Here is a 23,855-nt window from a genome sequence, read left to right on the forward strand (position 1 = left end):
GCAGGGTAGCGTGTAGCGGGTTCACGGGAGGTCACGGACAAGGAGAGGCGGGTCGAGGGCAGGTCATGACCACGGCAGCACAGCGGGCGGCCACGGTGCGGGCCTCGGTCCTCGGCCACGGCGACGGATCCGACGTCGAGGTGACCGCCGCGACCATCCGCGCCCAGGACGCCGGGCCCGGAACGCTCTTCGCCGCGCTCCCCGGGACCCGCGTCCACGGCGCCTCGTTCGCCTCCGCCGCGCTCGACGCGGGGGCGTCGGCGGTGCTCACCGACGCCGCGGGCCTGGAGTTGATGGGGTCCGCCGCCGAGCGGGTCCCCGTGCTCGTCCACCCCGATCCCCGCTCGATTCTCGGCGCGGTGTCCGCGGTCGTCGCGGGCGACCCGTCCGCGGACCTCGACGTGGTGGGGATCACCGGGACCTCGGGCAAGACCACCACCTCGTACCTGGTCGAGGCCGCGCTCGAGGGCTGCGGCCACGTGGCCGGGCTGATCGGGACCACGGGAAGCCGCGTCGCGGGGCGACCGCTGGCCAGCCGGCTCACCACCCCGGAGGCCCCCGACTTCCAGGCGCTGCTGGCGGTCATGCGGTCCGAGGGGGCCCGCGCGGTGGCCGCCGAGGTCTCCAGCCACGCCCTCCGGCTGGGGCGCGTGGACGGCACCCGCTTCGCCGTGGCCGCCTTCCTCAACCTCTCCCAGGACCACCTGGACTTCCACCCGAGCATGGAGGACTACTTCCGGGCCAAGTGCAGGCTCTTCGACGCCGCGGCGGACCCGGGTTCGGCCGTCCGTCCCGCGGACCGGGCGGTCGTCGTGGTGGACGACGAGTGGGGCCGCAGGCTCGTGGGCATGCGACCGGACGCCGTGACGGTCTCCGCCGACCCGCAGGGGCGGGCGCAGTGGACCGCGGGGGAGTCCACGACGACCGAGCAGGGCACCCAGACCTTCACCGCGCGTGGTCCCCGGGGCCTGCGGGTCGACGTGGAACTGCCGCTCCTCGGTCGGTTCAACGTGGCCAACTCGCTGGTCGCGCTGGCGGTCGTCGACGCCCTCGGCGCGGACGTCCGCGCCGCCGCCGCCGGTCTCGGGAACGCCCGGGTGCCGGGCCGGCTGGAACCGGTGGAGCGCGGCCAGGATTTCCGGGTCCTCGTGGACTACGCCCACAAGCCCGGGGCGGTCGAGGCGGTCCTGCGGTCGGTCCGCGCGCAGGCCGCGGGGCGTGTCGCGGTGGTCCTCGGCGCCGGCGGGGACAGGGACCCGGGCAAGCGGGCACCGATGGGGGCCGCCGCGGCCGAGGTCGCCGACCTCGTGGTGGTGACCGACGACAACCCGCGCAGCGAGGACCCCGCCGAGATCCGCGCCGCGGTCCGCGCGGGTGCCGAGGCCGCGGCGGGGGACCGGGCGCGGGTCGTGGAGATCGCGGACCGTGGCGCGGCGATCGCCGCCGCCGTCGACTGGGCGCGCTCCGGCGACGTCGTGCTGATCGCGGGCAAGGGACACGAGACCGGCCAGGAGGTGGCCGGTACCGTGGCCCCCTTCGACGACCGGGTCCGCGCGGCCGAAGAACTCACCAGACGCCTGGGCGGCTCCGCCTCGCCGGGCGGGACGGAGGACAGCACCTCATGATCGACCTCACCCTCGGCCAGATCGCCGGGATCGTCGGCGGTCGGTTGGTCGGAGGCGATCCGGCCACGCCCGTGACCGGGTCCGTCGAGTTCGACTCCAGACGGCTCCGGCCCGGCGGCCTGTTCCTGGCGCTGCCCGGCGAGCGCGTCGACGGACACGACTTCGTCGCCCGCGCCCTGGCCGCGGGAGCGGCCGCCGCCGTGGTGGCCCGCGAGGTGGACGGGGTGTCCGGCGCTCAGATCGTGGTGCCGCCCGTCGACCGGCGCGAGACCAACGCCATGGCGCTGGCCGCCGACTCCGACGGGTCCGGCGCGGCCGTCCTCGTCGCGCTCGGCCTCCTCGCCCGCGCGAGCGTGGACCGGCTCGTCGCCGAGCACGGGCTCGTCGTGGTGGGGGTGACGGGGTCGTCCGGCAAGACCAGCACCAAGGACCTCATCGGGGCGGTCCTGTCCGCGGCGGGCACGGTCGTCGCCCCTCCCGGGTCGTTCAACAACGAGATCGGGCACCCGTGGACCGCGCTGCGGGCCGACGAGACCACCGACTTCCTCGTCCTGGAACTCAGCGCCCGGGCGCCCGGCAACATCGCCGAACTCGCGCGGATCGCGCCGCCGAGGATCGGGGTGGTGCTCAACGTGGGCACCGCGCACCTGGGCGAGTTCGGCTCCCGCGACGTGATCGCCGCGACCAAGGGCGAGCTGGTCGAGGCCCTGCCCCCGGCCGCGGACGGCGGGGTCGCCGTCCTCAACGCCGACGACGACCGCGTGCTGGCCATGGCCCGTCGAACCGTCGCCGAGGTGGTGACGGTGGGAATGAGCCGGTCCGCGGACATCCGGGCGGAGGACGTGACGCTGGACGGCGAGGTGCGCGCCTCCTTCCGGCTGGTCACGCCGTCGGGTGACGCCCACGTGGCGCTGCGGGTCCACGGCGAGCACCAGGTGGGCAACGCGCTCTCGGCCGCCGCCGTGGGGCTGGCCTGCGGGATGGAGCCGGGCGCCGTCGCCGCCGCGCTGGGTACCGCCGAGGCCGCCTCGGCGCGGCGGATGGACGTGCGGGTGACCGCCGACGGCGTCACCGTGATCAACGACTCCTACAACGCCAACCCCGACTCCATGCGGGCGGCGCTCAAGTCCCTGGCGGTCATGGCGCGGACGCCCGGGGGCCACCGTCGGACCTGGGCGGTGCTGGGCGAGATGGCCGAGCTCGGGGACGACTCGGTCACCGAGCACGACCTCCTGGGACGATTCCTCGTCAGGCTCGACGTGTCGCAGCTGGTGGTGGTCGGACGGGGTCGGCCGCAACGCGCGCTGTTCCAGGGCGCGATCCAGGAGGGCTCGTGGGGATCGGAGGCCGAGCACGTCGAGACCCCGGAGGAGGCGATGGACATCCTCGCCGAGCGTGTGGAACCCGGGGACGTGGTCCTGGTCAAGGCGTCGTCCGCCGTCGGTTTGTGGAGCGTCGCCGAGCAGCTGCTGGCGACGCGTGGTGAGGAGAAGTCCGAATGACCCAGATCATGGTCGCAGGCATCGTGGCCTTTGTCGTGAGCATCTTCCTCACACCCCTGCTCATCATCTACTTCCGTCGGCGCGGGTTCGGGCAGGAGATCCGGCTCGAGGGGCCGCAGTCCCACATGAGCAAGCGGGGCACGCCCAACATGGGCGGCATCGCGATCCTCGCCGCCGTCTGGCTCGGATACATCGTGGCGGGGGGGATCGGCCAGCTCACCGTCGGCGGCGGCGGGTTCACCGCGTCCGGGCTGCTCATCCTGGGCCTGGCCACCGCGCTGGCCGTGGTGGGGTTCGTCGACGACGGACTCAAGGTGTTCAAGCGCCAGAACAAGGGCCTGGGCATCCTGTCCAAGACCATCGGCCAGGTGGTCGCCGCCATCGCGTTCGGCATCCTCGCGCTGCAGTTCCGCAACCCGGACGGGCTCACCCCGGCCAGCCGGTCGCTGAGCTACGTGCGGGACTTCGTCGCCGTGACCTTCCCCGTCGTCGTCTTCCTCGTGTTCATCGTCATCCTGGTCTACGGCTGGTCCAACGCGGTCAACTTCACCGACGGACTCGACGGGCTGGCCGCCGGGTCGATGGCCATGGTCATGGGCACCTACGTGGTGTTCAGCTTCTGGCAGTTCCGGTACTCGTGCTTCTCCACCGCCGAGGGGGTGGACCTGTCGGGGTGCTACCAGGTGCGGGATCCGCTCGACATCGCCGTGGTGTGTTCGGCCGCCCTCGGGGCCTGCCTGGGCTTCCTGTGGTGGAACGCCGCCCCGGCCAAGATCTTCATGGGCGACACGGGATCGATGTTCCTGGGCGGCATCGTCGCCGGCGTCTCCGTGGTCTCCCGGACCGAGCTGCTCATGGTGGTCGTCGGCGCGGTCTTCGTGATCGAGTTCGTCTCCGTCCTCATCCAGGTGGCGGCGTACCGCACCACCGGCCTTCGCCCGTTCCGGATGACGCCCATCCACCACCACTTCGAGAACGGCGGCTGGGCCGAGACCACCGTCACCGCCCGGTTCTGGCTGCTGGTGGCCATCTCCTGCGGCCTGGCCATCGCGCTGTTCTACGGCGACTGGCTCGCGAGCTCGACGGGATGACCGACGTGACTGACGTGACCCGGTCGACCGACGTGACCCAGCCGACCCATGTGACCGCGGCAGGCGGGCAGGGCCCCGACGTCCGGGCGCTCGCCGGGCTGCGGGTGCTGGTGCTCGGTGCCGGCGTCTCCGGTCCCGGCGCCGTGCGCATCCTCCACGCGCTGGGTGCCGAGCCGATCCTGGCCGACTCGCGCCCCGAGGCCATCGCGCGCCTGCGCGACGGCCTGCCCCACGGGGTGGGGTGTGAGGGGATCGACCTGGAGCGCGCGGCCGCCCTGCTCGGCCGGACCGGCGCCCGCGGCGGCGTGGACCTGGTCGTGACCAGCCCCGGATGGCGTCCGGACTCCCCCCTGCTGGTGGCCGCCGCCACCGCCGGCGTCGCGGTGTGGGGCGACGTCGAGCTGGCGTGGCGCGCCGACGCCGCCGAGCTGTTCGGGCCGCGCCGCACCTGGCTGGCGGTGACCGGCACCAACGGCAAGACCACCACCACCTCGATGCTCGAGGCGATGTGCCTGGAGGCCGGGATGGCCGCGCGCGCGTGCGGCAACATCGGCCTGCCGATCACCGACGTCCTGCTGGCCGAGCCGCGGGTGGACGTCCTGGCGGCCGAGCTGTCGAGCTTCCAGCTGCACTGGGCGCCGAGCTGCCGCCCCGACGTGGGCGTGGTCCTCAACGTCGCCGAGGACCACCTGGACTGGCACGGGTCGATGGAGGCCTACGCCGCGGCCAAGGCGCAGGTGCTCACGGGCAGGGTCGCCGTGGCCGGCGCCGAGGACCGGATCGCCGCGCGACTCCTCGCCGCCGCGCCCGCCGCCACGCGGATCGGGGTGCGGCTCGGGGCGCCGCGGGCGGGGGAGTACGGCGGGATCGACGGCGTGCGCGCCGCGCGGATCGGGGACGGGGAGGGGGACGACGACGAGGTGGCGCTGCTGCCCGCCGCGGACGTCCGCCCGCCCGGGCCCGCCGGCATCCTCGACGCGCTCTCCGCCGCGGCCGTGGCGATGTCCGTGGGGGCGCGGCCCGAGCACGTGGCCGCCGCCCTCCGGGGCTTCACCGTGGCCGCCCACCGGGCCGAGCTCGTGGACACCGTCGACGGTGTCCGGTTCGTGGACGACTCCAAGGCGACCAACCCGCACGCCGCCCGCACCTCGCTGCTCGCGGGAGGGCGGATGGTGTGGATCGCCGGCGGCCTGCTCAAGGGGGCGGACGTGGGACCCCTGGTGGCGGAGGTCGCCGGGGTCCTGCGCGGCGTGGTGCTCATCGGCCGCGATCGCGGGCGGATCGCCGAGGCATTGGCCCGACACGCCCCCACGGTGCGCGTCGTGGAGTTGGCCTCGGGAGACGATGACGGGGCCGCGGGTCCTGACGAGCCGCAGCAGACGATGGACCGGGCGGTCGCCGAGGCCGCACGGATGGCCACCGGAGGCGACACCGTGTTGCTCGCCCCCGCCGCCGCGTCGATGGACATGTTCACCGATTACGGCCACCGCGGGCGCAGCTTCGTCCTCGCCGTGGGCCGTGTGGCCGGGAGGTAAGGGCATGGCACAGGAAGACACCCCTCGCGGGGGAGGGCGCCCCGCGCCCGAGGCCGCGACCACCGCCGACCCCGGGTCCCGACCGGACCTGTTGGGGCGGATCGCCGCGCCGCTCGCCGCCGTCAACCGGGCTCCGCTGACCTCCTACCACGTCGTGATGGTGGTCACCTGCCTGCTCACCGTCATCGGCCTGGGCATGGTGCTGTCGAGCTCCAACGTCCTCGCGTTCTCCGGGGGCGGGACGCCGTTCGACATCTTCCTCCGCCAGACGCTGTTCGTGCTGATCGGCTGGGTGGGGTTCCTCGTGGCCCTCCGGACCCGGATCGAGCTGGTGCGCAAGGCGGCGTTCCCGCTGCTGCTCGTGGCCATCGTGCTGCTCGTCGCCGTCCTCATCCCGGGAGTCGGGATGGAGGTCAACGGCTCGCGCGGGTGGATCGATCTCAAGCTCTTCGCGATCCAGCCCGCCGAGATCGCCAAGTTCGCGTTCATCATCTGGGCGTCCTCGGTGGTGGCCAAGCGGATGCGGACCGGCTACTGGCTCGACCTGCTCTTCCCCGCGGTGGTGGGGTACGGCGTGATCGCGGCCCTCGTCGTCGCCGCCCCGGACCTGGGGATGGCCACCGCGGTGACCATCGCGTTCGTGTGCCTGCTGTGGTTCGCCGGCTACCCGGCCCGCCACTTCCTCCTGGTCATCGCGCTGGGCGTCGTGGTCTTCGCGGTGTCCGCGGTGGCCTTCGCCTACCGCTTCGAGCGTATCCGGACGTTCCTCGACACCTTCGTGGGCGACTTCTCCAACCCCCAGGGATCGGCGTACCAGTCCTACCAGGGGATGTTGTCGCTCGCCGACGGCGGTCTGTTCGGGGTGGGGCTGGGCCAGTCCAGCGCCAAGTGGTTCTACCTGCCCGAGGCGACCAACGACTTCATCTTCGCGATCATCGGCGAGGAACTCGGCTGGTTCGGTGCCGCCGTGGTGGTCTCGCTGTATCTCGCCCTGGGCTGGGCGGGGATGCGGATCGCGTTGCGCTCGGTCGACCCGTTCCGTCGCCTGCTGGCCGGGACCGTCACCGCCTCGATCGTCCTCCAGGCCTTCATCAACATCGGCTACGTGGTGGGCCTGCTGCCCGTCACGGGTCTGCAGCTGCCCCTGATCTCCAACGGCGGCACCTCCGCGGTGGTCACCCTGACCTCCCTCGGGCTGCTCGCCAACTGCGCCCGGCACGAGCCCGAGGCGATCTCGGCGATCCTCAGCTCGCCCGCCCGACACCGTCGCCGGTGGTACTCCCTGCCGGAACCGCGCCCGTACCGCCCCGGTCGACCCGTCCCCGCGTCGGACACCCCCGGCCGGTCGAGCGCCGGAACCCGACGCTACGGCGAGCCCGTCACCCGGCAGCCCGCCGCGCGTCCCGCGCGGGCGCCCCGCCAGGCGCGGGGCGCGTCGCCGGCCCCGGCCTACGAGTCGATTCCGATCCCGGGCGCTGCCGCCCGCGACCGCCGCGGTGCCACCGCGGTCACCGGACGCACCGCCCGCACCGTCCGCGGGCGCGAGGCGGAGGACCGGCAGCGGAGGAGCCCCGCGGCCCCGCCCGACTCCGGGACGCGGCAGGCGCCCGGTGCCGGCCGGCCCAGCCCGATCCATCGGAGCCGGGAGCGATGAGTGCCCCGCGGACCGAGGGGCTCTCGGTGGTGGTCGTGGGCGGCGGGACCGCCGGCCACATCGAGCCGGCGCTCGCGGTGGGGGAGGCGGTCATGGACCTCGACCCGACCGCCCGGGTCACCGCGGTGGGCACCCCCAGGGGCCTGGAGACGGAGCTGGTGCCGCGCCGGGGGTTCCCCCTCGAGCTGGTCGACCCGGTGCCGATGCCCCGCCGCGTCGGCGGCGACCTCGTCAGGCTCCCCGTCCGGCTGATCCGGGCGGTCCGCGGGGCCCGGGACGTGCTGCGCCGGACCGGCGCCGACGTCGTGGTGGGCTTCGGCGGGTACGCCTGCGTCCCCGTGTACCTGGCGGCGGCCGCGACCAGGGGCAGGGTCCCGATCGTGGTCCACGAGGCCAACGCCCGGGCGGGGATCGCCAACAGGCTCGGCGCCAGGTTCGCGGTGGCGACCCTGGCCGCGGTCAGCGATTCCGGCCTGGACGCCCGGGTGGTGGGCAACCCGGTCAAGCGCCCGGCGGCCACCCCCGACCGGGCCGGACTGCGCGCGGAGGCCCGGGCGTTCTTCGGCCTGGACCCCTCCGCGCCCACCGTGCTGGTCGTGGGCGGCTCCCAGGGGGCGAGGTCCCTCAACGCGGCGATGGCCGGGGTCGCCGAGGAGTTCTCCCGCGCCGGTGTGGGGGTGCTGCACGCGGTGGGCCCGAAGAACGTGGCGGACGCCCCGCGCGTCCCCGGCGGCGGCGCCGCGTACGTCGCCGTCCCGTACCTCGACCGCATGGACCTGGCGTACGCGGCCGCCGACCTGATCCTGTGCCGCTCGGGGGCGATCACCGTGGCCGAGGTGTCCGCGGTCGGGCTGCCCGCGGTCTTCGTCCCGCTCCCGCACGGCAACGGCGAGCAGGCGCTCAACGCCCGCGACCTCGTGGCGGGCGGGGCCGCGATGCTCGTCGACGACGCCGAGCTCACCCCGGGCTTCCTCCGGTCCGAGGTCCTGCCGCTGGCGCTCGACCCGGACCGCCTCCACACCATGTCCGCCGCCGCGGTCCGCGGCGGCTCCCGAGATGCGGCGGAGGTCGTGGCGCGGATCGCGCTCGACGCCGCCGGAAAGGCCCGGAGTTGACCCACAGCACCACCCCAGGAGAGCCGGCGGCGGGGGATTCGGTCCCCGAGACCCTGGCCCGGGTCCACATGATCGGGATCGGGGGCGCCGGGATGTCCGCGGTCGCCCGGATCCTCCTCGACCACGGCGTGGCGGTCTCGGGCAGCGACGCCCGCGACTCCGCCGAGCTGCGCGCCCTCGAGGATCGGGGGGCGGTCGTCCGGGTGGGCCACGACGCCGCGGCCCTGGACCTCCTCGGGGCCGCCCCGGAGATCGTGGTGGTCTCCAAGGCCGCGATCCCCGCGGACAACCCGGAGCTGATCGCGGCGCGGGCCGCGGGGATCCCCGTGGTCACGCGCTCGCAGGTCCTCGGCCACCTCGCCCGCTCGGGTCGCTCGATCATGGTGTGCGGGACGCACGGCAAGACCTCCACCACGTCGATGCTCATCGCCGGGATGCTCGCGGCCGGTGCGGACCCGTCCTTCGCCGTGGGCGGGACCGTCCTGCAGTTCGGCACCAATGCGCGCGGTGGCGCCGACCCGGTGTTCGTGGCCGAGGCGGACGAGTCCGACGGCTCGCTGGTGCACTACCGGCCCGACGTGGTGATCCTCACCAACGCCGAACCGGACCACCTGGACCACTTCGGCACCGCCGAGGCCTACTTCGAGGTGTTCGACTCCTTCCTCGCCCGCATCCCGGACACCGGCGTGCTGGTGGTGTGCCTGGACGACGAGGGGGCGGTCGAGCGCGCCCGTCGCGCCGCGGCCGGGGGTGTCCGGGTGGTCGGGTACCGCACGGCGGACGGTCCGGGGACGGACCTGCCGGTGGCGGGCGAGCTCTCCGGGATCGTCGTCGACTCCGCCGGGACGCGCGCCCGCCTCACGCTCGACAGCGCACCGCACGGGGAGCTGCACGTGGGCACCCCGGGCGAGCACATGGCGCTCAACGCCCTCGCCGCGCTCCTGGCGGCCCGCGAGGTCGGGGCGGACGCCGGGTTCGACGTCGACGGGTTCCTCCGCGGGCTGTCGGGCTTCGGGGGGGTCGGCCGTCGTTTCGAGCCCAAGGGGTCCCTCGAGGTGGCCGGCGGACGGGTCCGGGTGTACGACGACTACGCCCACCACCCCACCGAGGTCGCGGCCGTGCTTGGCGCGGGCCGGGAGATCGTCGACGCCGAGGGCGGCCGGCTGGTGGCCGTCTTCCAGCCCCACCTGTACTCGCGCACCCGGATCTTCGCCGAGGAGTTCGGCCGGGCCCTGTCGGCGGCCGACGAGGTCGTGGTGGTCGACGTCTACGGCGCGCGCGAGCAGCCCGAACCGGGTGTCGACGGGGGGACGGTGGCCCGCCACGTGACCTCCCCGGTGCACCACGTCCCCGATCTCGACGGCGCCCTGGAGACGGTGTGGGCCATCGCCCGACCCGGGGACGTGCTCTTCACCCTCGGCGCGGGCGACATCACCACGCTGGGCCCGAGGATCGTGGCCGGGCCGGCGGGGACCGGGACGGATTCGTGAGGGGGGCCGGGCAGTGACGGACGCGTCGCCCGACCGTCCGGGGGCCGAGGCGGACCCGGCGACGACGGACGATCCGGACCGGAGGATCGCGGCCGCCACGGTCCGCCGCTCCGACGAGCGGGTGCGGCACTCCGACCCGTCGGTCCGCGCGACCCTGCGCCGGCGGCGACGCCGTACCAACCGCATCTACGCCGGGCTGGGGGCGGCGCTGCTCGTCCTGCTCGTCGGGTACGTCGCGCTGTACTTCCTGCCGGTCTTCTCCGTGCGGACCGTGCAGGTGGACGGGGTCCGGACCATCCCGGTCGAGGCGGTGACCGAGCGCGCGGCGGTCGCGCCCGGGACGCCGCTGCTGCAGGTGGACACCCACGCGGTGGCCCGGCGGGTCGCGGGGATCCCGCGGGTGGACGAGGTGACCGTCACGCGCGACTACCCGTCGGGCCTGAGGATCGAGCTGATCGAGCGGACCGCCCTGGTGGTGGTCGAGGTCGACGGCGCCCAGCACCTGGTGGACGGCCAGGGCATCGACTTCGGGCAGGGGGAGCCTCCCCCGGGGACGCCGACCCTGACCGTCGGGCAGGACGCGCGCGCGGACCTGCCCGGGATCGTGCGGGACCTGGCGACGGTCTTCGCCGAGGTGCGGGTCACGGCGGGGCAGGAGATCGCCGCGGTGGCGGTGCCGACCCCGGCGTCGATCGTGCTCACGCTGGCGGACGGACGGATCATCGAGTGGGGTGCCGCCGGACGGGACCACGAGAAGGCCGTCGCGCTTCAGATGGTCCTCGAGCAGCCCGGTCAGACCTGGAACGTGTCCAATCCCGCACTGCCCGCGTCGCGGTAGACCCGACACGCCCGCGCGCTTCGTGGCCGCGCGGGGCCGCTGCGCTTAGCGTGTGTCCCGACGGCGGAAACGGCCCCTGACCAGCAAGTTTAACCCTCTAGTAGAGGGTGAGACTTGAGGCTCCGGGTGGGTTCGCCGAGACAGCACTCAACCGCGCACGACACCCCCATAGGAAGGCCGGGCCTCGATGAGCTCACCGCACAACTACCTCGCAGTCATCAAGGTCGTCGGGATCGGCGGCGGCGGCGTCAACGCCGTCAACCGGATGATCGACGAGGGCCTCAAGGGCGTCGAGTTCATCGCGGTGAACACCGACGCGCAGGCCCTGCTCATGTCCGACGCCGACGTCAAGCTGGACGTGGGCCGGGAGTTGACCCGCGGGCTGGGGGCCGGCGCGGACCCGGAGGTCGGCCGCAAGGCCGCCGAGGACCACAAGGACGAGATCGAGGAGGTCCTCAAGGGCGCCGACATGGTCTTCGTCACCGCCGGCGAGGGCGGCGGCACCGGCACCGGCGGCGCGCCCGTCGTCGCGGCCATCGCGCGCAAGCTCGGCGCTCTGACCGTCGGCGTTGTCACCCGCCCGTTCTCCTTCGAGGGCAAGCGTCGCGGCGGACAGGCCGACACCGGCATCGACCAGTTGCGCGAGGCCTGCGACACGCTCATCGTGATCCCCAACGACCGGCTCCTGCAGCTCGGCGACGCGGGCGTGTCCATGATGGAGGCCTTCAAGACCGCCGACGAGGTCCTGCTCAACGGCGTCCAGGGCATCACCGACCTCATCACCACCCCCGGCGTGATCAACGTCGACTTTGCCGACGTCAAGGGCGTCATGTCCGGCGCCGGCAGCGCGCTCATGGGCATCGGCTCCTCGCGCGGCGAGGGGCGCGCGTTCAAGGCCGCCGAGGCCGCGATCAACTCGCCGCTGCTCGAGACCACGATGGAGGGCGCCAAGGGCGTGCTCATGTCCATCGCCGGCGGCAGCGACCTCGGCCTGTTCGAGATCAACGAGGCCGCGACGCTCGTCCAGGAGGAGGCGCACCCCGACGCCAACATCATCTTCGGCACCGTCGTGGACGACTCCCTGGGCGACGAGGTCCGCGTGACCGTCATCGCCGCCGGGTTCGAGGGCGGCTCCCGCCAGGTCGGCGCGGGTGGGGGCCAGTCGCGCCGCGGCCGCCACCACATCGACGACGACGAGTCGGTCCCCGGAGCCTCCGGCGACACCGCAGGTGCCGCCGGACTCGGATCGACCCCCCTCGACGGGCGCCGTCGCGAGGAGCACCGCGATGAGCCCGCGACGCATCCCGGATCCGGCGCGGCGGGGTCGCGCCGCCGCGACGAGGACGACGACATCGACGTCCCGCCCTTCATGCGGCACTGAGCCCGGGCATGGGCCCACAGGGTCCCGGGCGCGTCCGCCGGGTGGTCACCGACCGCCGCGGCGGAGCGTCCTCGGGAGATTTCGACTCGTTCAACCTCGGCGACCACGTGGGGGACTCGCCCGCCGCGGTGGCCACGAACCGGGCCCGCCTCGCCCGCCGGCTCGGGCTCCCGGCCTCCGACGTGGTGTGGATGGACCAGGTCCACGGCACCCGCATCGCCCGCGTCACCCGCGCGACGGGCGGGCCCGTGCCGGCCACCGACGGGCTGGTCACCGACCGCCCGGGCCTGGCGCTGGCGGTCCTCACCGCCGACTGCGTGCCGGTCCTCGCCGCCGACGAGCAGGCCGGGGTGATCGGCGCGGTGCACGCCGGGCGCGTGGGCGCGGTCGGGGGGATCGTCCCCTCGCTGATCGGCGCGATGCGCTCGCTCGGTGCCCGCCCCGACCGGATCACGGTGCTGCTGGGGCCGGCGGCCGCGGGCAGGCACTACGAACTGCCCGACGACCTCGCCGACGAGGTGGAGGCGGCGCTGCCCGGCAGCCGTACCCGGACCGCCGCGGGCACCGCCGGGGTGGACCTCCGCGTGGGCATCACCCGCCAGCTCGCCGGGCTGGGCGTGACGCGGGTGGACTCCGATCCGCGCTGCACCATCGCCGACGAGACCCTCTTCTCCTATCGGCGGCAGGGACGCACCGGCCGACAGGCCAGCGTGATCTGGCGGACCGCCTGACGGTCCCCGCGGGGACCGTCGCGCACCGCGACCGCCCGTCAGGCCCGGGCGAGGGCGCCGATCTCGGCGCCGGCGGCGCTGAAGACGTGCAGCGTGTCGCGGTCGGCCCCGGCGGAGTCGACCCGGGCGGAGTCGACCCGGGCGGAGTCGAGCCCGGCGAGCCAGGTGTCCACGTCGGGGCAGGCCATCATGGTGGAACCGACGTCCCTGAAGGAGACGGCGTCGCCACCCCGCTCCCAGCGCCCGAACAGTCGATTGCAGCCGTCGGTGCCGGTGAACGACCCGTCCTCGGAGAGGACCAGCTGCGGCGCGTGCTCGGCGTCGACCCCCCAGGTGCCCACGGCCGGGTCGGAGGCGGCCTGGTCGGACACCGTGGGATCCGAGGCGGCGGAGCAGGCGGTCAGCAGGAGCGCCGCGGACCCTCCGGCGGCCAAGATCAGCGCCAGCCGCCGGAGGGTCCGCGGGGTGGGTGTGGGAGACATGACGACACTCCTTGAACGACGCGACCGGGGCCGCGACTCGGTGGTGGCGGCAGGTCCGGGGACTCCGATAGGTTACCGCCATGTACCGCTGCGATCGCCCGGCCACCGGCGCCCATGACTGATCCCCGGACCCGCGAGCTGTCCGAGCGACTGGCCGAGGCGCGCGGGCGCCTCGACGCGGCCCTGGCGGCGGCGGGCCGGACCGACGAGGTGGACCTCGTCGTCGTCACCAAGTTCCATCCCGTCGCCGACGTCGCGCGGCTCGCCCGCCTGGGGGTACGCGACATCGGGGAGAACCGCGTGCAGGAGGCCGCCGCCAAGGTGGCCGACCTGGCGGCCACCGAACCGGCCCTGGCGGCGGGGGTGCGGTGGAACATGATCGGCCACATCCAGTCCAACAAGGCCGCCGCGGTGGCCGGGTGGGCCGACCGCGTCCATTCGGTGGACTCCGTCAAGGTCGCCGACGGCCTGGAGAGGGGCCGCGCCCGGGCGGAGGGGGAGCGCGACGGCGTGGGCCCGCTCCCCGTCCTCCTGCAGCTCAGCCTCGACGGCGACACCTCGCGCGGCGGGGTCGACCGCGGGGACCTGCCCGCCCTCGCCGACCACGTCGCGGGCCTCGCCCACCTACGCCTGGCCGGGCTCATGGTGGTGCCCCCACTCGAGGGGGATCCGGCCTCCCACTTCGCCGACGCCGCCGGTGTCCGGGAGGCGCTGCGCAGGGATCACCCCGCGGCCGTCGAGTTCTCCGCCGGGATGTCGGGGGATCTGGAGGCGGCGATCGGCGCGGGTTCGACCTGCGTGCGTGTCGGAACGGCGATCCTCGGGCCCCGGCCAGTAGGTTGAGTCCCAGCCTCGCGGGGAGCGTTCCCGCGACGACCAGACCGCGACGACCCCGTATCAGGAAGGTCCCCGGAAGATGAGCGCAATCGCCCGGTTCAAGGAGTACTTCGGAATGGCGCCGGTCGCGGCGTACGAGGACGAGTACCTCGACGACTACGACCGCCCTGTCCACCATGACGTCCGCGGATCCCGTGCCCTGCACGAGACCGACGACCTCGGCCCGGCGGCCCGCGACCGCCGCGAGGACTACGGCTACGCCGCGGACCGGTTCGCGGACGAGCCGGCCCCCCGCTCGCGGCTCGCCGACGTGGACCAGGCCGAGGTCGCGGCCGCGGAGCGTCGCGCCCGCGGTCGCCTCGACGAGCCCACCCCCCGCCCGCGCCGCTACCACGCGGCCGAGGCCGGGGCCCGCGCGGCGCTGCGCGGGGTCCCCGCCACCCGCGGCGCGGTCGCGCTGGCGCCCGAGGAGAACTTCGTCGAGGACGGCCTGGTGACCGTTCCCGAGACCGTGGTCGAGCGCCCCCGCGGCTTCGGCGACGGCAAGAGCCTGGGCGAGCACTTCCGTGCCGGCCGGGCCGTCGTCCTGGACCTGTCGACCATGGCCTCCGGCGACGCCCGCCGCATGGTGGACTTCGCCGCCGGACTGGTGTTCGGCCTCGACGGGCGCATGGAGAAGGTCGCGGACCGCGAGCGGACCTTCCTGCTGCAGCCCGCTGGGATGGACCTCACCGAGGCCGAGGTCCGCGACGCCGTCAACGGCGCGTTCAGGCGCTGAGCCCCCGGCGGTGCGGGTGCCGGCGGCGGCGGGAGCCCGGGGTGCCAGTAGGGTTGTGCCGTGCGTGAAACCCTCGTCGTCCTGTACATCATCACCCAGGTCTTCTGGTATCTCCTGCTCGCCAGGATCGTCGTGGAGATGATCGCCTCCTTCTCCCGTGGCTGGAGCCCCCGCGGCTTCGTCGCCGTGATCCTCGAGTGGTTGTTCACCATCACCGACCCGCCGGTCAAGGCGCTGCGCAAGGTGATCAAGCCGGTCCGGGTCGGCCAGGTGAGCCTGGACCTGTCCGTGCTGGTCCTGTTCGTGATCATCATCGTGATCCAGCTGATCCTCAGCGGCCTCATGAGGACCGTCGTGTGAGGCGGATCGCCGGCCGCTGGTGACGCGCGGGCCGAATGTGACTAGATTGGCACGCGTTAAGGTAGTAATGATGTCGTGGGTCCGGTGCGAGAACGCCGGGCCGGCACCCGAGACGACCACGAGGGGTATCCCATGCGCTTGACTCCAGCCGATGTGCACAACGTCGCGTTCTCCAAGCCGCCGATCGGTAAGCGCGGCTACAACGAGGACGAGGTCGATCAGTTTCTCGACCTGGTAGAGGAGGAGCTCGGAACCCTCGTCGAGGACAACGACGATCTCCGTCAGCGGGTCGAGGAGCTGACCAAGGACCTCGAGAAGGCCCGCAAGGCGGCCGACAAGGCCGGCAAGTCCTCCGGTGACTCCGCGGGCGGTTCGGGTGCCGGCCGCGTCGAGCAGCCGCAGGCCCCCGTGGCCGCCGCCGCCCCGGTGGCCGCCCCGGCCCCGGCCGCGGCGACCCCCTCTCTCGCCAAGACGGACGACGGCGGCGCGGCGAACTCCGACACCCACCTGCGCGCCGCCCGCGTCCTCGCGATGGCGCAGGAGATGGCCGACCGGCTCACCGGGGAGGCCAAGAAGGAGTCCGACGGGCTCATGTCCAAGGCGCGCGGCGAGTCCGACCGCCTGGTCGGCGACGCCAAGACGCAGTCGGAGAAGATGGTCGGCGACGCCCGGAAGGAAGCGGACAAGATCCTCGGGGACGCCAAGTCCAAGTCGGACGGGATCGTCAAGGACGCCCAGACCCGCTCGGAGCAGCAGATCAAGGAAGCCCAGGCCAAGGCCGACGCCCTGCAGGCGGACGCGGAGCGCAAGCACACCGAGATCATGGCCACCATCAACCAGCAGCGCGGGGTGCTGGAGGGTCGTATCGACCAGCTGCGGACGTTCGAGAAGGACTACCGCAGCCGGCTCACCAGCTACCTGGAGAACCAGCTCTCCGAGCTCGGCAAGTCCGGGTCGGCGGCCCCCGCCGCGTCCGCGGAGAAGGCCGGCGCGCCCGAGAAGGGCTCCACCAAGGACGGCGGCCACCGGGCCGAGTAACCCGCCCCACCGTTCGTCCGGTCCCCGCCCCTGCCCAGGGTGCGGGGACCGACGTATATTCGGGGGGCCTGTCCGGACGACATGGGTCCGCCCGGGACCCACTCGTCACGACCGGGTCATGTCGCAACAGCAGGAGGAACGGATGCTCGTCGCCGCGCTCGGACTGACGATCCTCGGCTTCGCCTTCCTCGTGGCCGCCGTGGCGACGGGCCAGATCGCCTGGGCCTGGGCGTGTATCGGGGTCGGCGCCCTCGGGTTGTTGCTGCTGGTGATCGACCTGATCCGGGGGCACGGGTCGAAGGGAGACCAGGGCGGCACCCCCTCCGGGGAGCCGGAGGAGGCGGGTGCCCGCGCCGACGGGTAGCATCGGCGACTGTCCGGCCGCGAGCCGGGTGCACCGCGATCCGGCCATCACCGGGGAGTGCTCGGAAGAACGGTCGACCCCGGGTCCAGGGGCGGCTCAGTAGAACCGAACGGGGGAGCCCGTCACAGCCCGACCCACGAGTGGGCGTCGCACGTCGTCGCCAAACGGGGTGGTACCGCGGACGGATGCGCCAGTCGTAGCCGGATCGTCCCCGAGCGCAGGCCTGCCGGCCCCACGGGTGCGAACTCGTGCGGGCCCCGTACGCGAGGAGTCCGCCCCACATGAGCCCCGAGACCGTGAACCCCGAACCCGCCGCCACGGGTAGCGCGTATCCGATCCTCGACCTCGCCGGCGGGACCATGGCGCAGTCGCCGTCGTTCCCCGCGCTCGAGGAGACGGTCCTGGCGCGCTGGGACGAGCGGGACACCTTCCGCCAGTCCATCCGCCACCGAGGCGACGCGGAGGAATACGTCTTCTACGACGGGCCCCCGTTCGCCAACGGCCTGCCCCACTACGGGCACCTGCTCACCGGGTACGTCAAGGACGTCGTCCCCCGCTACCGCACCATGCGCGGGTACAAGGTGGAGCGCCGGTTCGGCTGGGACTGCCACGGTCTGCCGGCCGAGCTCGAGGCCGAGAAGCAGCTCGGGATCACCGAGAAGTCCCAGATCCTCGACATGGGCCTGGCCCAGTTCAACGACGCTTGCGAGAAGTCGGTCCTCCAGTACACCGACGAGTGGGAGAAGTACGTCCACCGCCAGGCCCGTTGGGTGGACTTCGAGAACGACTACAAGACCCTCGACATCGACTTCACCGAATCCGTGCTGTGGGCGTTCAAGCGCCTCTACGACAAGGGACTGGTCTACAAGGGCTTCCGGGTGCTGCCCTACTCGTGGTACGAGCAGACGCCGCTGTCCAACCAGGAGACCCGCCTGGACGACGCGTACAAGATGCGGCAGGACCCCGCCGTCACCGTCGCCCTCCCGCTGGAGGCGCCGCAGGACAGCCCGTTCCACGGCGCCGAGGCGCTGGTGTGGACCACCACGCCGTGGACCCTGCCGTCCAACCTCGCCGCCGCCGTGCACCCGGACATCGACTACGCGGTGGTCCGGGTCGACTCCGGTGACCTGGCCGGCCGCACGTTCGTCGTGGCCGAGGCCCGCCGCGACGTGTACGCCGCCGAGTTCGGCGCGGACGCCGAGGTCACGGCCACCGTCAAGGGCACCGAGCTGGTGGGGCTGCGCTACACCCCGCCGTTCGACTTCTTCGCCGGCCACGCGGGTGCGCACGTCGTGCTGTCGGCCGACTACGTCACCACCGAGTCCGGCACCGGCATCGTGCACCTGGCTCCCGCCTTCGGCGAGGAGGACAAGGACGCGTGCGACGCCGCCGGAATCGAGTTGGTCATCCCGGTGGGTCCCGACGGCAAGTTCACCTCCGAGGTCCCGCCGTACGCCGGCCAGCTGGTGTTCGACGCCAACACTCCCATCTCGCGTGACCTGCGCGCGGCGGGCCGGCTGATCCGGCACGAGACCATCGAGCACTCCTACCCGCACTCGTGGCGCTCCGGGCAGCCGCTCATCTACATGGCGCTGCCGGCGTGGTTCGTCAAGGTCACCGCGTTCCGGGACCGCATGGTCGAGCTCAACCGCGAGCACATCACGTGGATGCCCGAGCACGTCCGCGACGGGCAGTTCGGGAAGTGGCTCGAGGGTGCCCGCGACTGGAACATCAACCGGAACCGGTACTGGGGGGCGCCGATCCCCGTGTGGGAGTCCGACGACCCGGCCTACCCGCGCGTGGACGTCTACGGCTCGCTCGACGAGCTCGAGGCCGACTTCGGGGTGCGGCCGACCGACCTGCACCGCCCGTACATCGACGAGCTCACCCGGCCCAACCCCGACGACCCGACGGGCAGGTCCACCATGCGTCGGGTGGCGGACGTGTTCGACTGCTGGTTCGAGTCCGGGTCCATGCCGTTCGCCCAGGTCCACTACCCGTTCGAGAACAAGGAGTGGTTCGAGACCCACTTCCCGGGCGACTTCATCGTGGAGTACAACGGCCAGACCCGCGGCTGGTTCTACACCATGCACGTGCTGGCCACGGCGCTGTTCGACCGCCCGGCGTTCACCCACGTCGCCGCCCACGGGATCGTCCTGGGCAGCGACGGGCTCAAGATGAGCAAGTCCAAGGGCAACTACCCGGACGTCAACGAGGTGTTCGCCCGCGACGGCTCCGACGCCATGCGCTGGTTCCTCATGAGCTCGCCCATCCTCCGGGGCGGCAACCTCGTGGTGACCGAGCAGGGCATCCGCGAGGGCGTGCGCCAGGCCATGCTCCCGCTGTGGAACTCGTACAGCTTCTTCCAGCTGTACGCTTCGGAGCGCGCCACGTGGCGCACGGACTCTCCGCACGTCCTGGACCGCTACATCCTGTCGCGCCTGGCCTCGACCCGCGACGCCATGACCGCGGCCCTGGACGTCACCGACATCGCCGCCGCCTGCGACGAGCTGCGGCTGTTCGCCGACGCCCTGACCAACTGGTACGTGCGCCGGTCCCGCGCGCGGTTCTGGGCGGGCGAGTCGTCCGGCCAGGACTCCCGCGACGCGTTCGACACCCTCTACACGGTGCTCGAGACCACCATGCGGCTGGCGGCGCCGCTGCTGCCGCTCATGTCCGAGGTGGTGTGGACCGGCCTGACCGGCGAGGAGTCGGTGCACCTGGCGGACTGGCCGGCCGCCGACGAGCTGCCCCACGACGCCGGCCTGGTGGAGGCGATGGAGGCCGTGCGCGACGTGTGCTCGACCGTGTCCTCGATCCGCAAGGCCAAGAAGCTGCGCGTGCGACTGCCGCTCGGCTCCCTCACCGTGGCCATGCCGGACGCCGGGAAGCTCGAGCCGTTCGTCGGGATCATCGCCGACGAGGTCAACGTCCGGACGGTGCACCTGACCACCGATGTGGCCGCGCACGGCCGGATGGAGCTGGCCGTCAACGCCCGCGCCGCGGGGCCGCGGCTGGGCAAGCAGGTGCAGGCGTGCATCAAGGCCGCCAAGATCGGCGACTGGTCCGAGGTCGACGGGGTGGTGACCGCCGGCGGCGTGGAGCTGCAGACCGGCGAGTTCGAGCACCGCCTGGTGGCCGCCGACCCGGAGTCCACGGCCGCGCTGCCGGCCGGTGCCGGGCTCGTCGTCCTGGACCTCACCGTCACCGAGGAGCTGGAGGCGGAGGGCTGGGCCAAGGACCGGATCCGCGAGATCCAGGAGGCCCGCCGCGGGGCGGGATTCGACATCTCCGACCGCATCCGGGTCCGCCTGGAGGTCCCGCCGGCCCGCCGGGAGTGGGCCGATCGGCACGCCCGGCTCATCGCCGGCGAGGTGCTGGCGACCGACCTCGCGGTCGTCGACGCCCTGGACGTCTACGACGGCGACCCGGTCGACCTCGCCGAGGGCGTCAGGATGACGCTGGCGCGGGTCTGACCCGGCCGGGCCTGATCCGGGACGGGTGCCGACGTGGCCGACGCGCAGGACCGGTGGGTCCTGCACGTGGACATGGACGCGTTCTTCGCCTCCTGCGAGCAGCTCACCCGGCCGACCCTGCGGGGTCGGCCGGTGCTGGTGGGCGGGGTCGGCGGCCGCGGCGTGGTGGCGGGCTGTTCGTACGAGGCCCGCGCGCGCGGGGCCCGCTCGGCGATGCCCGCCCACCAGGCCAGGCGCCTGGTGGGGCCCTCGGCGGTGTTCCTGCCGCCGCGGATGGCGGTGTACCGCGCGTTGAGCCGACGGGTGTTCGAGGTGTTCGCGCAGCACGCGCCGGTGGTCGAGCAGGTCTCGGTGGACGAGGCCTTCCTCGAGCCGCCGGAGTTGCGGGGCGCCGACGTCGAGCGAACGCGCGGGTGGGCGCGGGACCTGCGCGCGGCCATCCGCGAGACCACGGGCCTGCCGGCCTCCGTGGGCGCGGGCGCGGGCAAGCAGTACGCCAAGATCGCCTCGGAGCTGGCCAAGCCGGACGGCATCGCGGTGGTGCACCGGCGGGACCACGCCGAGGTCTTCGACCCGCTGCCGGTCCGGAGCCTGTGGGGGGTGGGGCCGGTCTCGGGGGAGCGGCTGTCGCAGTTCGGGATCGCCACCATCGGGGACCTGGCCGCGATGGACGACGACGACGTGGTCCACGCGCTCGGGCGGACCGTGGGCCCGGCGATCGCCCGGATCGCGAGGGGGTACGACGACCGGCCGGTGCACGAGCGGGCCGAGGCCAAGCAGATCAGCGCCGAGAGCACGTTCGCCGCCGACCTCACCACGGCCGGCCAGGTGGCGGTGGCGGTGCGGCGGTCCGCGGAGGGGGCCCACCGGCGGCTGCTGTCCGACGGTCGCGCGGCCCGGACCGTCACGGTGAAGGTCAAGCGCTCCGACTTCACCTCGATCACCCGCTCGTTCACGCTGCCGGCCGGCACCACCTCGCTGGAGACGGTCATCGCGGTGGCCCTGTCACTGGCCCCGGACCCCGTCGACTTCGGCGCGATCCGTCTGCTCGGCGTGGGCCTGTCCGGACTGACGGAGATCCACCAGGACGCGCTCTTCGAGCAGGAGTTCGTCCCCGAGGTGCGGCACACCCTCGTCGGCGACCGGGACGACGACCTCCCCGACATCGTGGGGGTGGGGACGACCGTCACGACCGACGACGACGAGCCCGCGATCGCCGGTGGTGGGGCCGGGTCCGGGGAGCCGGTTCACGCTCCTGCGGCCATCGGGGCGTGGCGGCAGGGGCATCGGGAGCGGTTCCGGACCGGTGCCGATGTGCGCCACCCCGAGTTCGGCCACGGCTGGGTGCAGGGCTCGGGGCTCGGCCGGGTGTCCGTGCGGTTCGAGACCGCGGTCACCGGGCCGGGTCGGATGAGGACCTTCGCCGAGGACGACCCGGTGCTGGAGACCGCGGACCCGCTGGACTCCCTCGGCTGGTGACCCCCCGGCGCCCGCCCCCCCGGCGCCCGCCCCCCCCGGGGTGCGCTGGCTGAATGGACCGATCCCGCAGCACAAGCGGGGGATTTCCGAGCAAAGGGACAGCGCGGGTCAAAGGGGCAGCGCGGGTCGGAGGGCCGGGAGCGGGGCAGCGTCTCCGCGGCCCGGTTGTGCTGCGTGTCTGGACCGTTCCCGCAGCGCGGCTCAGACGCCGGCGCCTCCCCGTGAGCGCTCCCCGGGGTGCGCTGGCTGAATGGACCGATCCCGCAGCGCAAGCGGGGGATTTCCGGGCAAAGGGGCAGCGCGGGTCGAAGGGGCAGCGCAAGCGGGGGATTCCCGGGCAAAGGGGCAGCGCAGGTCGGAGGGGGAGGCGTTCGCGAGCCGGCTAGTCAGCTGTAGAGGTGGTAGCGGGGCCAGTGTCGGCGGACCTCGTCGGCGGCCGCGGCCTCGGCTCCCGTACCCGCGTTGGCCCGGGAGAGGAGGGCCGCGAGCAGGACCCGGGCCTGGCCGGAGCGGAGGTATCCGCAGCTCAGCGCCCCGCGACCGGCGAGTTCGGCACCGCCCCCGAGACCGCCGTACGTGGCGGTGGCCTCACCGCGGGGCACGCGGGTGCCGACGGCCACCACGATGTCCGGCCGGGAGTCGGCCAGCTCCGCGACCGCCTCGGCGACCAGCGGCGGGAGATTCCCGGACCCGGAGCCCTCCAGGACGAGCCCGCGGGCCCCGGCCGCGACGCAGGCGCGCAGGGCGACGGCGTCCGACCCGGGAGGGCAGGCCACCACGTCCACCCGGACGTCGGAGAAACGGGCCCGGCCGGACAGGGTGGGTCGCTCGAGCTCGGCGGGAAGCCCCTCGACGGGATGATCCGGGGCGTTGCGGGCGAACGCGACGGTCTCGGTGGTGTGCCACTTCCGCACCCCGCGGGCCTGCAGGATCGCCCGGCCCACCACGACCAGCACACCGAGGTCCCGCGAGACCGGGTCGGCGGCCAGCAACACGGCGTCGAGGAGGTTGGCGGGGCCGTCGGGCTCGGGGTGGTCGGCGGGGCGCTGCGCGCCGGTGATCGCGACGGGGCGGGAGTCGTGGTGATGGAGATCGAGCGCTATCGCGGTCTCCTCGAGCGAGTCCGTCCCGTGGGCCACCACCACCCCGGACACCCCGGGATCGGTGAGCACGTCGGCGACGGCGTCGACGAGCACGTCCCATTCCGCGGGGCCGAAGGTGGAGGAGTCCGCGTCGAGCACGGCCCGCGCGCTGACCCGCACGGAGCCGGGCAGGACCGCCCGCAACTGCGCCAGCATCGACTCGGTGGCGCCGCCCGAGTCCCCGGCCACCACGACCCCACCGGCGGCCGTCGAGGCGGTGATCGTGCCGCCGGTGGTACAGATCACGACGTGGGGGGTGTCCGTGCTGGTCTGGGCGCTGTTCACCCGCCCCACAGTGGTGGTCTCCCGGCCCGGCGTCAACCACCCGGGCCGCTGTCGGTGGAACAATGGCCCATCAGTGTTCGTTGGGCCGGTGACATGGCCCTCCAGCCGCAGATGACGACGAAAGGACCACGCGTGAGTCTTCGACGGACCATTGCCGCAGTCTCCCTGTCCGCTTTCGCCCTGGGCGGCCTCGCCGCGTGTGGCGGGGACGAGGACGGCGGGCGCGAGACCGCACCGGCCCCCACCTCCGCATCACGGCAGGTCGCCGCCGTGCCGACGGCCGAGGAGCTCACGCTGCTCCTCGACCGGGCCTCGGACCCGGCGGTGCCGGTGGAGGAGAAGGTCACCCTGGTCGAGGGAGGGGCCGAGGCTCCCGAGATCTTCGACCAGATCGCCGCGCTCAAGGCCGAGCAGGGGGCGACCGTGACGATCACCGGCGTCGCGGAGGGCGACATCCCCGGGACGCTGATCGCCAACGCGGTCATCTCGCAGCCGGGCCAGGAGCCCATCAACGTCCAGGCGCAGTTCATCCAGCAGGACGGTCAGTGGCAGCTGCAGAAGTCCTTCGCGTGCGCGCTCATCACCAACGCGGGGCTCCAGGCGCCGGCCAGCTGCGCGGTCGCCTGACCGACCGACCGGGGCAGGAGCCCGG

20 protein-coding genes are annotated in these 23,855 nt (G+C 73.7%); 18 read left to right on the top strand and 2 right to left on the bottom strand.

The features are described from left to right. The first annotated feature begins 65 nt into the window (after positions 1–65). The 10 genes from Q0444_RS02255 (at position 66) to pgeF (ending at position 12,962) form a co-directional block, all read left to right on the top strand. On the top strand, positions 66–1,625 hold the full coding sequence (locus Q0444_RS02255) for a UDP-N-acetylmuramoyl-L-alanyl-D-glutamate--2,6-diaminopimelate ligase (protein WP_299021004.1): 1,560 nt from the start codon (positions 66–68) through the stop codon (positions 1,623–1,625). Continuing rightward, complete coding sequence (gene murF / locus Q0444_RS02260) at positions 1,622–3,127, top strand: UDP-N-acetylmuramoyl-tripeptide--D-alanyl-D-alanine ligase (RefSeq protein WP_291083931.1); 1,506 nt, start codon at positions 1,622–1,624, stop codon at positions 3,125–3,127. The genes Q0444_RS02255 and murF overlap by 4 nt, the downstream gene beginning before the upstream one ends. Then, positions 3,124–4,218: a phospho-N-acetylmuramoyl-pentapeptide-transferase gene (gene mraY, locus Q0444_RS02265; RefSeq protein WP_291083928.1), complete on the top strand. Its 1,095-nt coding sequence runs from the start codon at positions 3,124–3,126 to the stop codon at positions 4,216–4,218. The genes murF and mraY overlap by 4 nt, the downstream gene beginning before the upstream one ends. A gap of 50 nt (positions 4,219–4,268) precedes the next feature. Continuing rightward, positions 4,269–5,753 carry a UDP-N-acetylmuramoyl-L-alanine--D-glutamate ligase gene (murD, locus tag Q0444_RS02270; protein WP_299021055.1) on the top strand — a complete coding sequence of 495 codons (1,485 nt, stop codon included), beginning with the start codon at positions 4,269–4,271 and terminating at the stop codon, positions 5,751–5,753. Between the two features lie 4 nt (positions 5,754–5,757). Continuing rightward, on the top strand, positions 5,758–7,407 hold the full coding sequence (gene ftsW / locus Q0444_RS02275; protein WP_291083925.1) for a putative lipid II flippase FtsW: 1,650 nt from the start codon (positions 5,758–5,760) through the stop codon (positions 7,405–7,407). Next, positions 7,404–8,522, top strand: a complete 1,119-nt coding sequence (gene murG, locus Q0444_RS02280) for an undecaprenyldiphospho-muramoylpentapeptide beta-N-acetylglucosaminyltransferase (protein ID WP_299021011.1) — start codon at positions 7,404–7,406, stop codon at positions 8,520–8,522. Before ftsW ends, murG begins: the two co-directional genes overlap by 4 nt. Before the next feature lie 68 nt (positions 8,523–8,590). Further along, positions 8,591–10,012, top strand: a complete 1,422-nt coding sequence (gene murC, locus Q0444_RS02285; protein ID WP_291083987.1) for a UDP-N-acetylmuramate--L-alanine ligase — start codon at positions 8,591–8,593, stop codon at positions 10,010–10,012. 13 nt (positions 10,013–10,025) lie between these two features. Then, positions 10,026–10,850 (top strand): cell division protein FtsQ/DivIB, encoded by an 825-nt coding sequence (locus tag Q0444_RS02290; RefSeq protein WP_291083919.1) that lies wholly within the window; start codon positions 10,026–10,028, stop codon positions 10,848–10,850. Positions 10,851–11,037: 187 nt separating this feature from the next. Beyond that, positions 11,038–12,231 carry a cell division protein FtsZ gene (gene ftsZ / locus Q0444_RS02295; protein ID WP_291083916.1) on the top strand — a complete coding sequence of 398 codons (1,194 nt, stop codon included), beginning with the start codon at positions 11,038–11,040 and terminating at the stop codon, positions 12,229–12,231. An 8-nt stretch (positions 12,232–12,239) separates the two neighbouring features. Next, positions 12,240–12,962: a peptidoglycan editing factor PgeF gene (gene pgeF, locus Q0444_RS02300; RefSeq protein WP_291083913.1), complete on the top strand. Its 723-nt coding sequence runs from the start codon at positions 12,240–12,242 to the stop codon at positions 12,960–12,962. A gap of 38 nt (positions 12,963–13,000) precedes the next feature. Here pgeF and Q0444_RS02305 read toward each other — a convergent pair whose 3' ends face one another. After that, positions 13,001–13,444 (bottom strand): META domain-containing protein, encoded by a 444-nt coding sequence (locus Q0444_RS02305; protein WP_299021015.1) that lies wholly within the window; start codon positions 13,442–13,444, stop codon positions 13,001–13,003. A gap of 114 nt (positions 13,445–13,558) precedes the next feature. Here Q0444_RS02305 and Q0444_RS02310 point away from each other — a divergent pair, with 114 nt between their 5' ends. From Q0444_RS02310 to Q0444_RS02340, 7 genes are all read left to right on the top strand, one after another. Next, on the top strand, positions 13,559–14,287 hold the full coding sequence (locus Q0444_RS02310) for a YggS family pyridoxal phosphate-dependent enzyme (RefSeq protein WP_299021017.1): 729 nt from the start codon (positions 13,559–13,561) through the stop codon (positions 14,285–14,287). Between the two features lie 73 nt (positions 14,288–14,360). Continuing rightward, a complete protein-coding gene (locus tag Q0444_RS02315) occupies positions 14,361–15,059 on the top strand; it encodes a cell division protein SepF (RefSeq protein ID WP_291083906.1) in 699 nt (232 codons plus the stop codon). A gap of 60 nt (positions 15,060–15,119) precedes the next feature. Continuing rightward, positions 15,120–15,419, top strand: a complete 300-nt coding sequence (locus Q0444_RS02320) for a YggT family protein (protein WP_291083904.1) — start codon at positions 15,120–15,122, stop codon at positions 15,417–15,419. Positions 15,420–15,551: 132 nt separating this feature from the next. Beyond that, entirely contained in the window at positions 15,552–16,457 is a 906-nt protein-coding gene (locus tag Q0444_RS02325) for a DivIVA domain-containing protein (RefSeq protein ID WP_299021020.1), read from the top strand. A gap of 118 nt (positions 16,458–16,575) precedes the next feature. After that, on the top strand, positions 16,576–16,821 hold the full coding sequence (locus tag Q0444_RS02330; protein ID WP_291083899.1) for a hypothetical protein: 246 nt from the start codon (positions 16,576–16,578) through the stop codon (positions 16,819–16,821). A 281-nt stretch (positions 16,822–17,102) separates the two neighbouring features. After that, on the top strand, positions 17,103–20,297 hold the full coding sequence (gene ileS / locus Q0444_RS02335) for an isoleucine--tRNA ligase (protein WP_299021023.1): 3,195 nt from the start codon (positions 17,103–17,105) through the stop codon (positions 20,295–20,297). A 33-nt stretch (positions 20,298–20,330) separates the two neighbouring features. Continuing rightward, entirely contained in the window at positions 20,331–21,776 is a 1,446-nt protein-coding gene (locus Q0444_RS02340; RefSeq protein WP_299021025.1) for a DNA polymerase IV, read from the top strand. Positions 21,777–22,162: 386 nt separating this feature from the next. On the opposite strand, the gene Q0444_RS02345 is transcribed toward Q0444_RS02340, so the two are convergent. Next, on the bottom strand, positions 22,163–23,203 hold the full coding sequence (locus tag Q0444_RS02345; RefSeq protein ID WP_291083890.1) for an asparaginase: 1,041 nt from the start codon (positions 23,201–23,203) through the stop codon (positions 22,163–22,165). A 132-nt stretch (positions 23,204–23,335) separates the two neighbouring features. On the opposite strand from Q0444_RS02345, the gene Q0444_RS02350 reads away from it, so the two are divergent. Then, positions 23,336–23,830, top strand: coding sequence for a hypothetical protein (locus Q0444_RS02350; protein WP_291083887.1), 495 nt, complete (start codon positions 23,336–23,338; stop codon positions 23,828–23,830). The last annotated feature ends 25 nt before the right edge of the window (positions 23,831–23,855 follow it).

Origin of the sequence: uncultured Dietzia sp. (assembly GCF_937873725.1) — a bacterium.
GTDB lineage: Bacteria > Actinomycetota > Actinomycetes > Mycobacteriales > Mycobacteriaceae > Dietzia.

Excerpts from the sequence above, each read along its gene's own strand:
- Q0444_RS02255 (WP_299021004.1), top strand. The coding sequence starts at position 66 with ATGACCACGGCAGCACAGCGGGCGGCCACGGTGCGGGCCTCGGTCCTC.
- murF (WP_291083931.1), top strand. The coding sequence starts at position 1,622 with ATGATCGACCTCACCCTCGGCCAGATCGCCGGGATCGTCGGCGGTCGG.
- mraY (WP_291083928.1), top strand. The coding sequence starts at position 3,124 with ATGACCCAGATCATGGTCGCAGGCATCGTGGCCTTTGTCGTGAGCATC.
- ftsW (WP_291083925.1), top strand. The coding sequence starts at position 5,758 with ATGGCACAGGAAGACACCCCTCGCGGGGGAGGGCGCCCCGCGCCCGAG.
- murG (WP_299021011.1), top strand. The coding sequence starts at position 7,404 with ATGAGTGCCCCGCGGACCGAGGGGCTCTCGGTGGTGGTCGTGGGCGGC.
- murC (WP_291083987.1), top strand. The coding sequence starts at position 8,591 with ATGATCGGGATCGGGGGCGCCGGGATGTCCGCGGTCGCCCGGATCCTC.
- ftsZ (WP_291083916.1), top strand. The coding sequence starts at position 11,038 with ATGAGCTCACCGCACAACTACCTCGCAGTCATCAAGGTCGTCGGGATC.
- pgeF (WP_291083913.1), top strand. The coding sequence starts at position 12,240 with ATGGGCCCACAGGGTCCCGGGCGCGTCCGCCGGGTGGTCACCGACCGC.
- Q0444_RS02305 (WP_299021015.1), bottom strand. The coding sequence starts at position 13,444 with ATGTCTCCCACACCCACCCCGCGGACCCTCCGGCGGCTGGCGCTGATC.
- Q0444_RS02310 (WP_299021017.1), top strand. The coding sequence starts at position 13,559 with ATGACTGATCCCCGGACCCGCGAGCTGTCCGAGCGACTGGCCGAGGCG.
- Q0444_RS02315 (WP_291083906.1), top strand. The coding sequence starts at position 14,361 with ATGAGCGCAATCGCCCGGTTCAAGGAGTACTTCGGAATGGCGCCGGTC.
- Q0444_RS02325 (WP_299021020.1), top strand. The coding sequence starts at position 15,552 with ATGCGCTTGACTCCAGCCGATGTGCACAACGTCGCGTTCTCCAAGCCG.
- Q0444_RS02330 (WP_291083899.1), top strand. The coding sequence starts at position 16,576 with ATGTCGCAACAGCAGGAGGAACGGATGCTCGTCGCCGCGCTCGGACTG.
- ileS (WP_299021023.1), top strand. The coding sequence starts at position 17,103 with ATGAGCCCCGAGACCGTGAACCCCGAACCCGCCGCCACGGGTAGCGCG.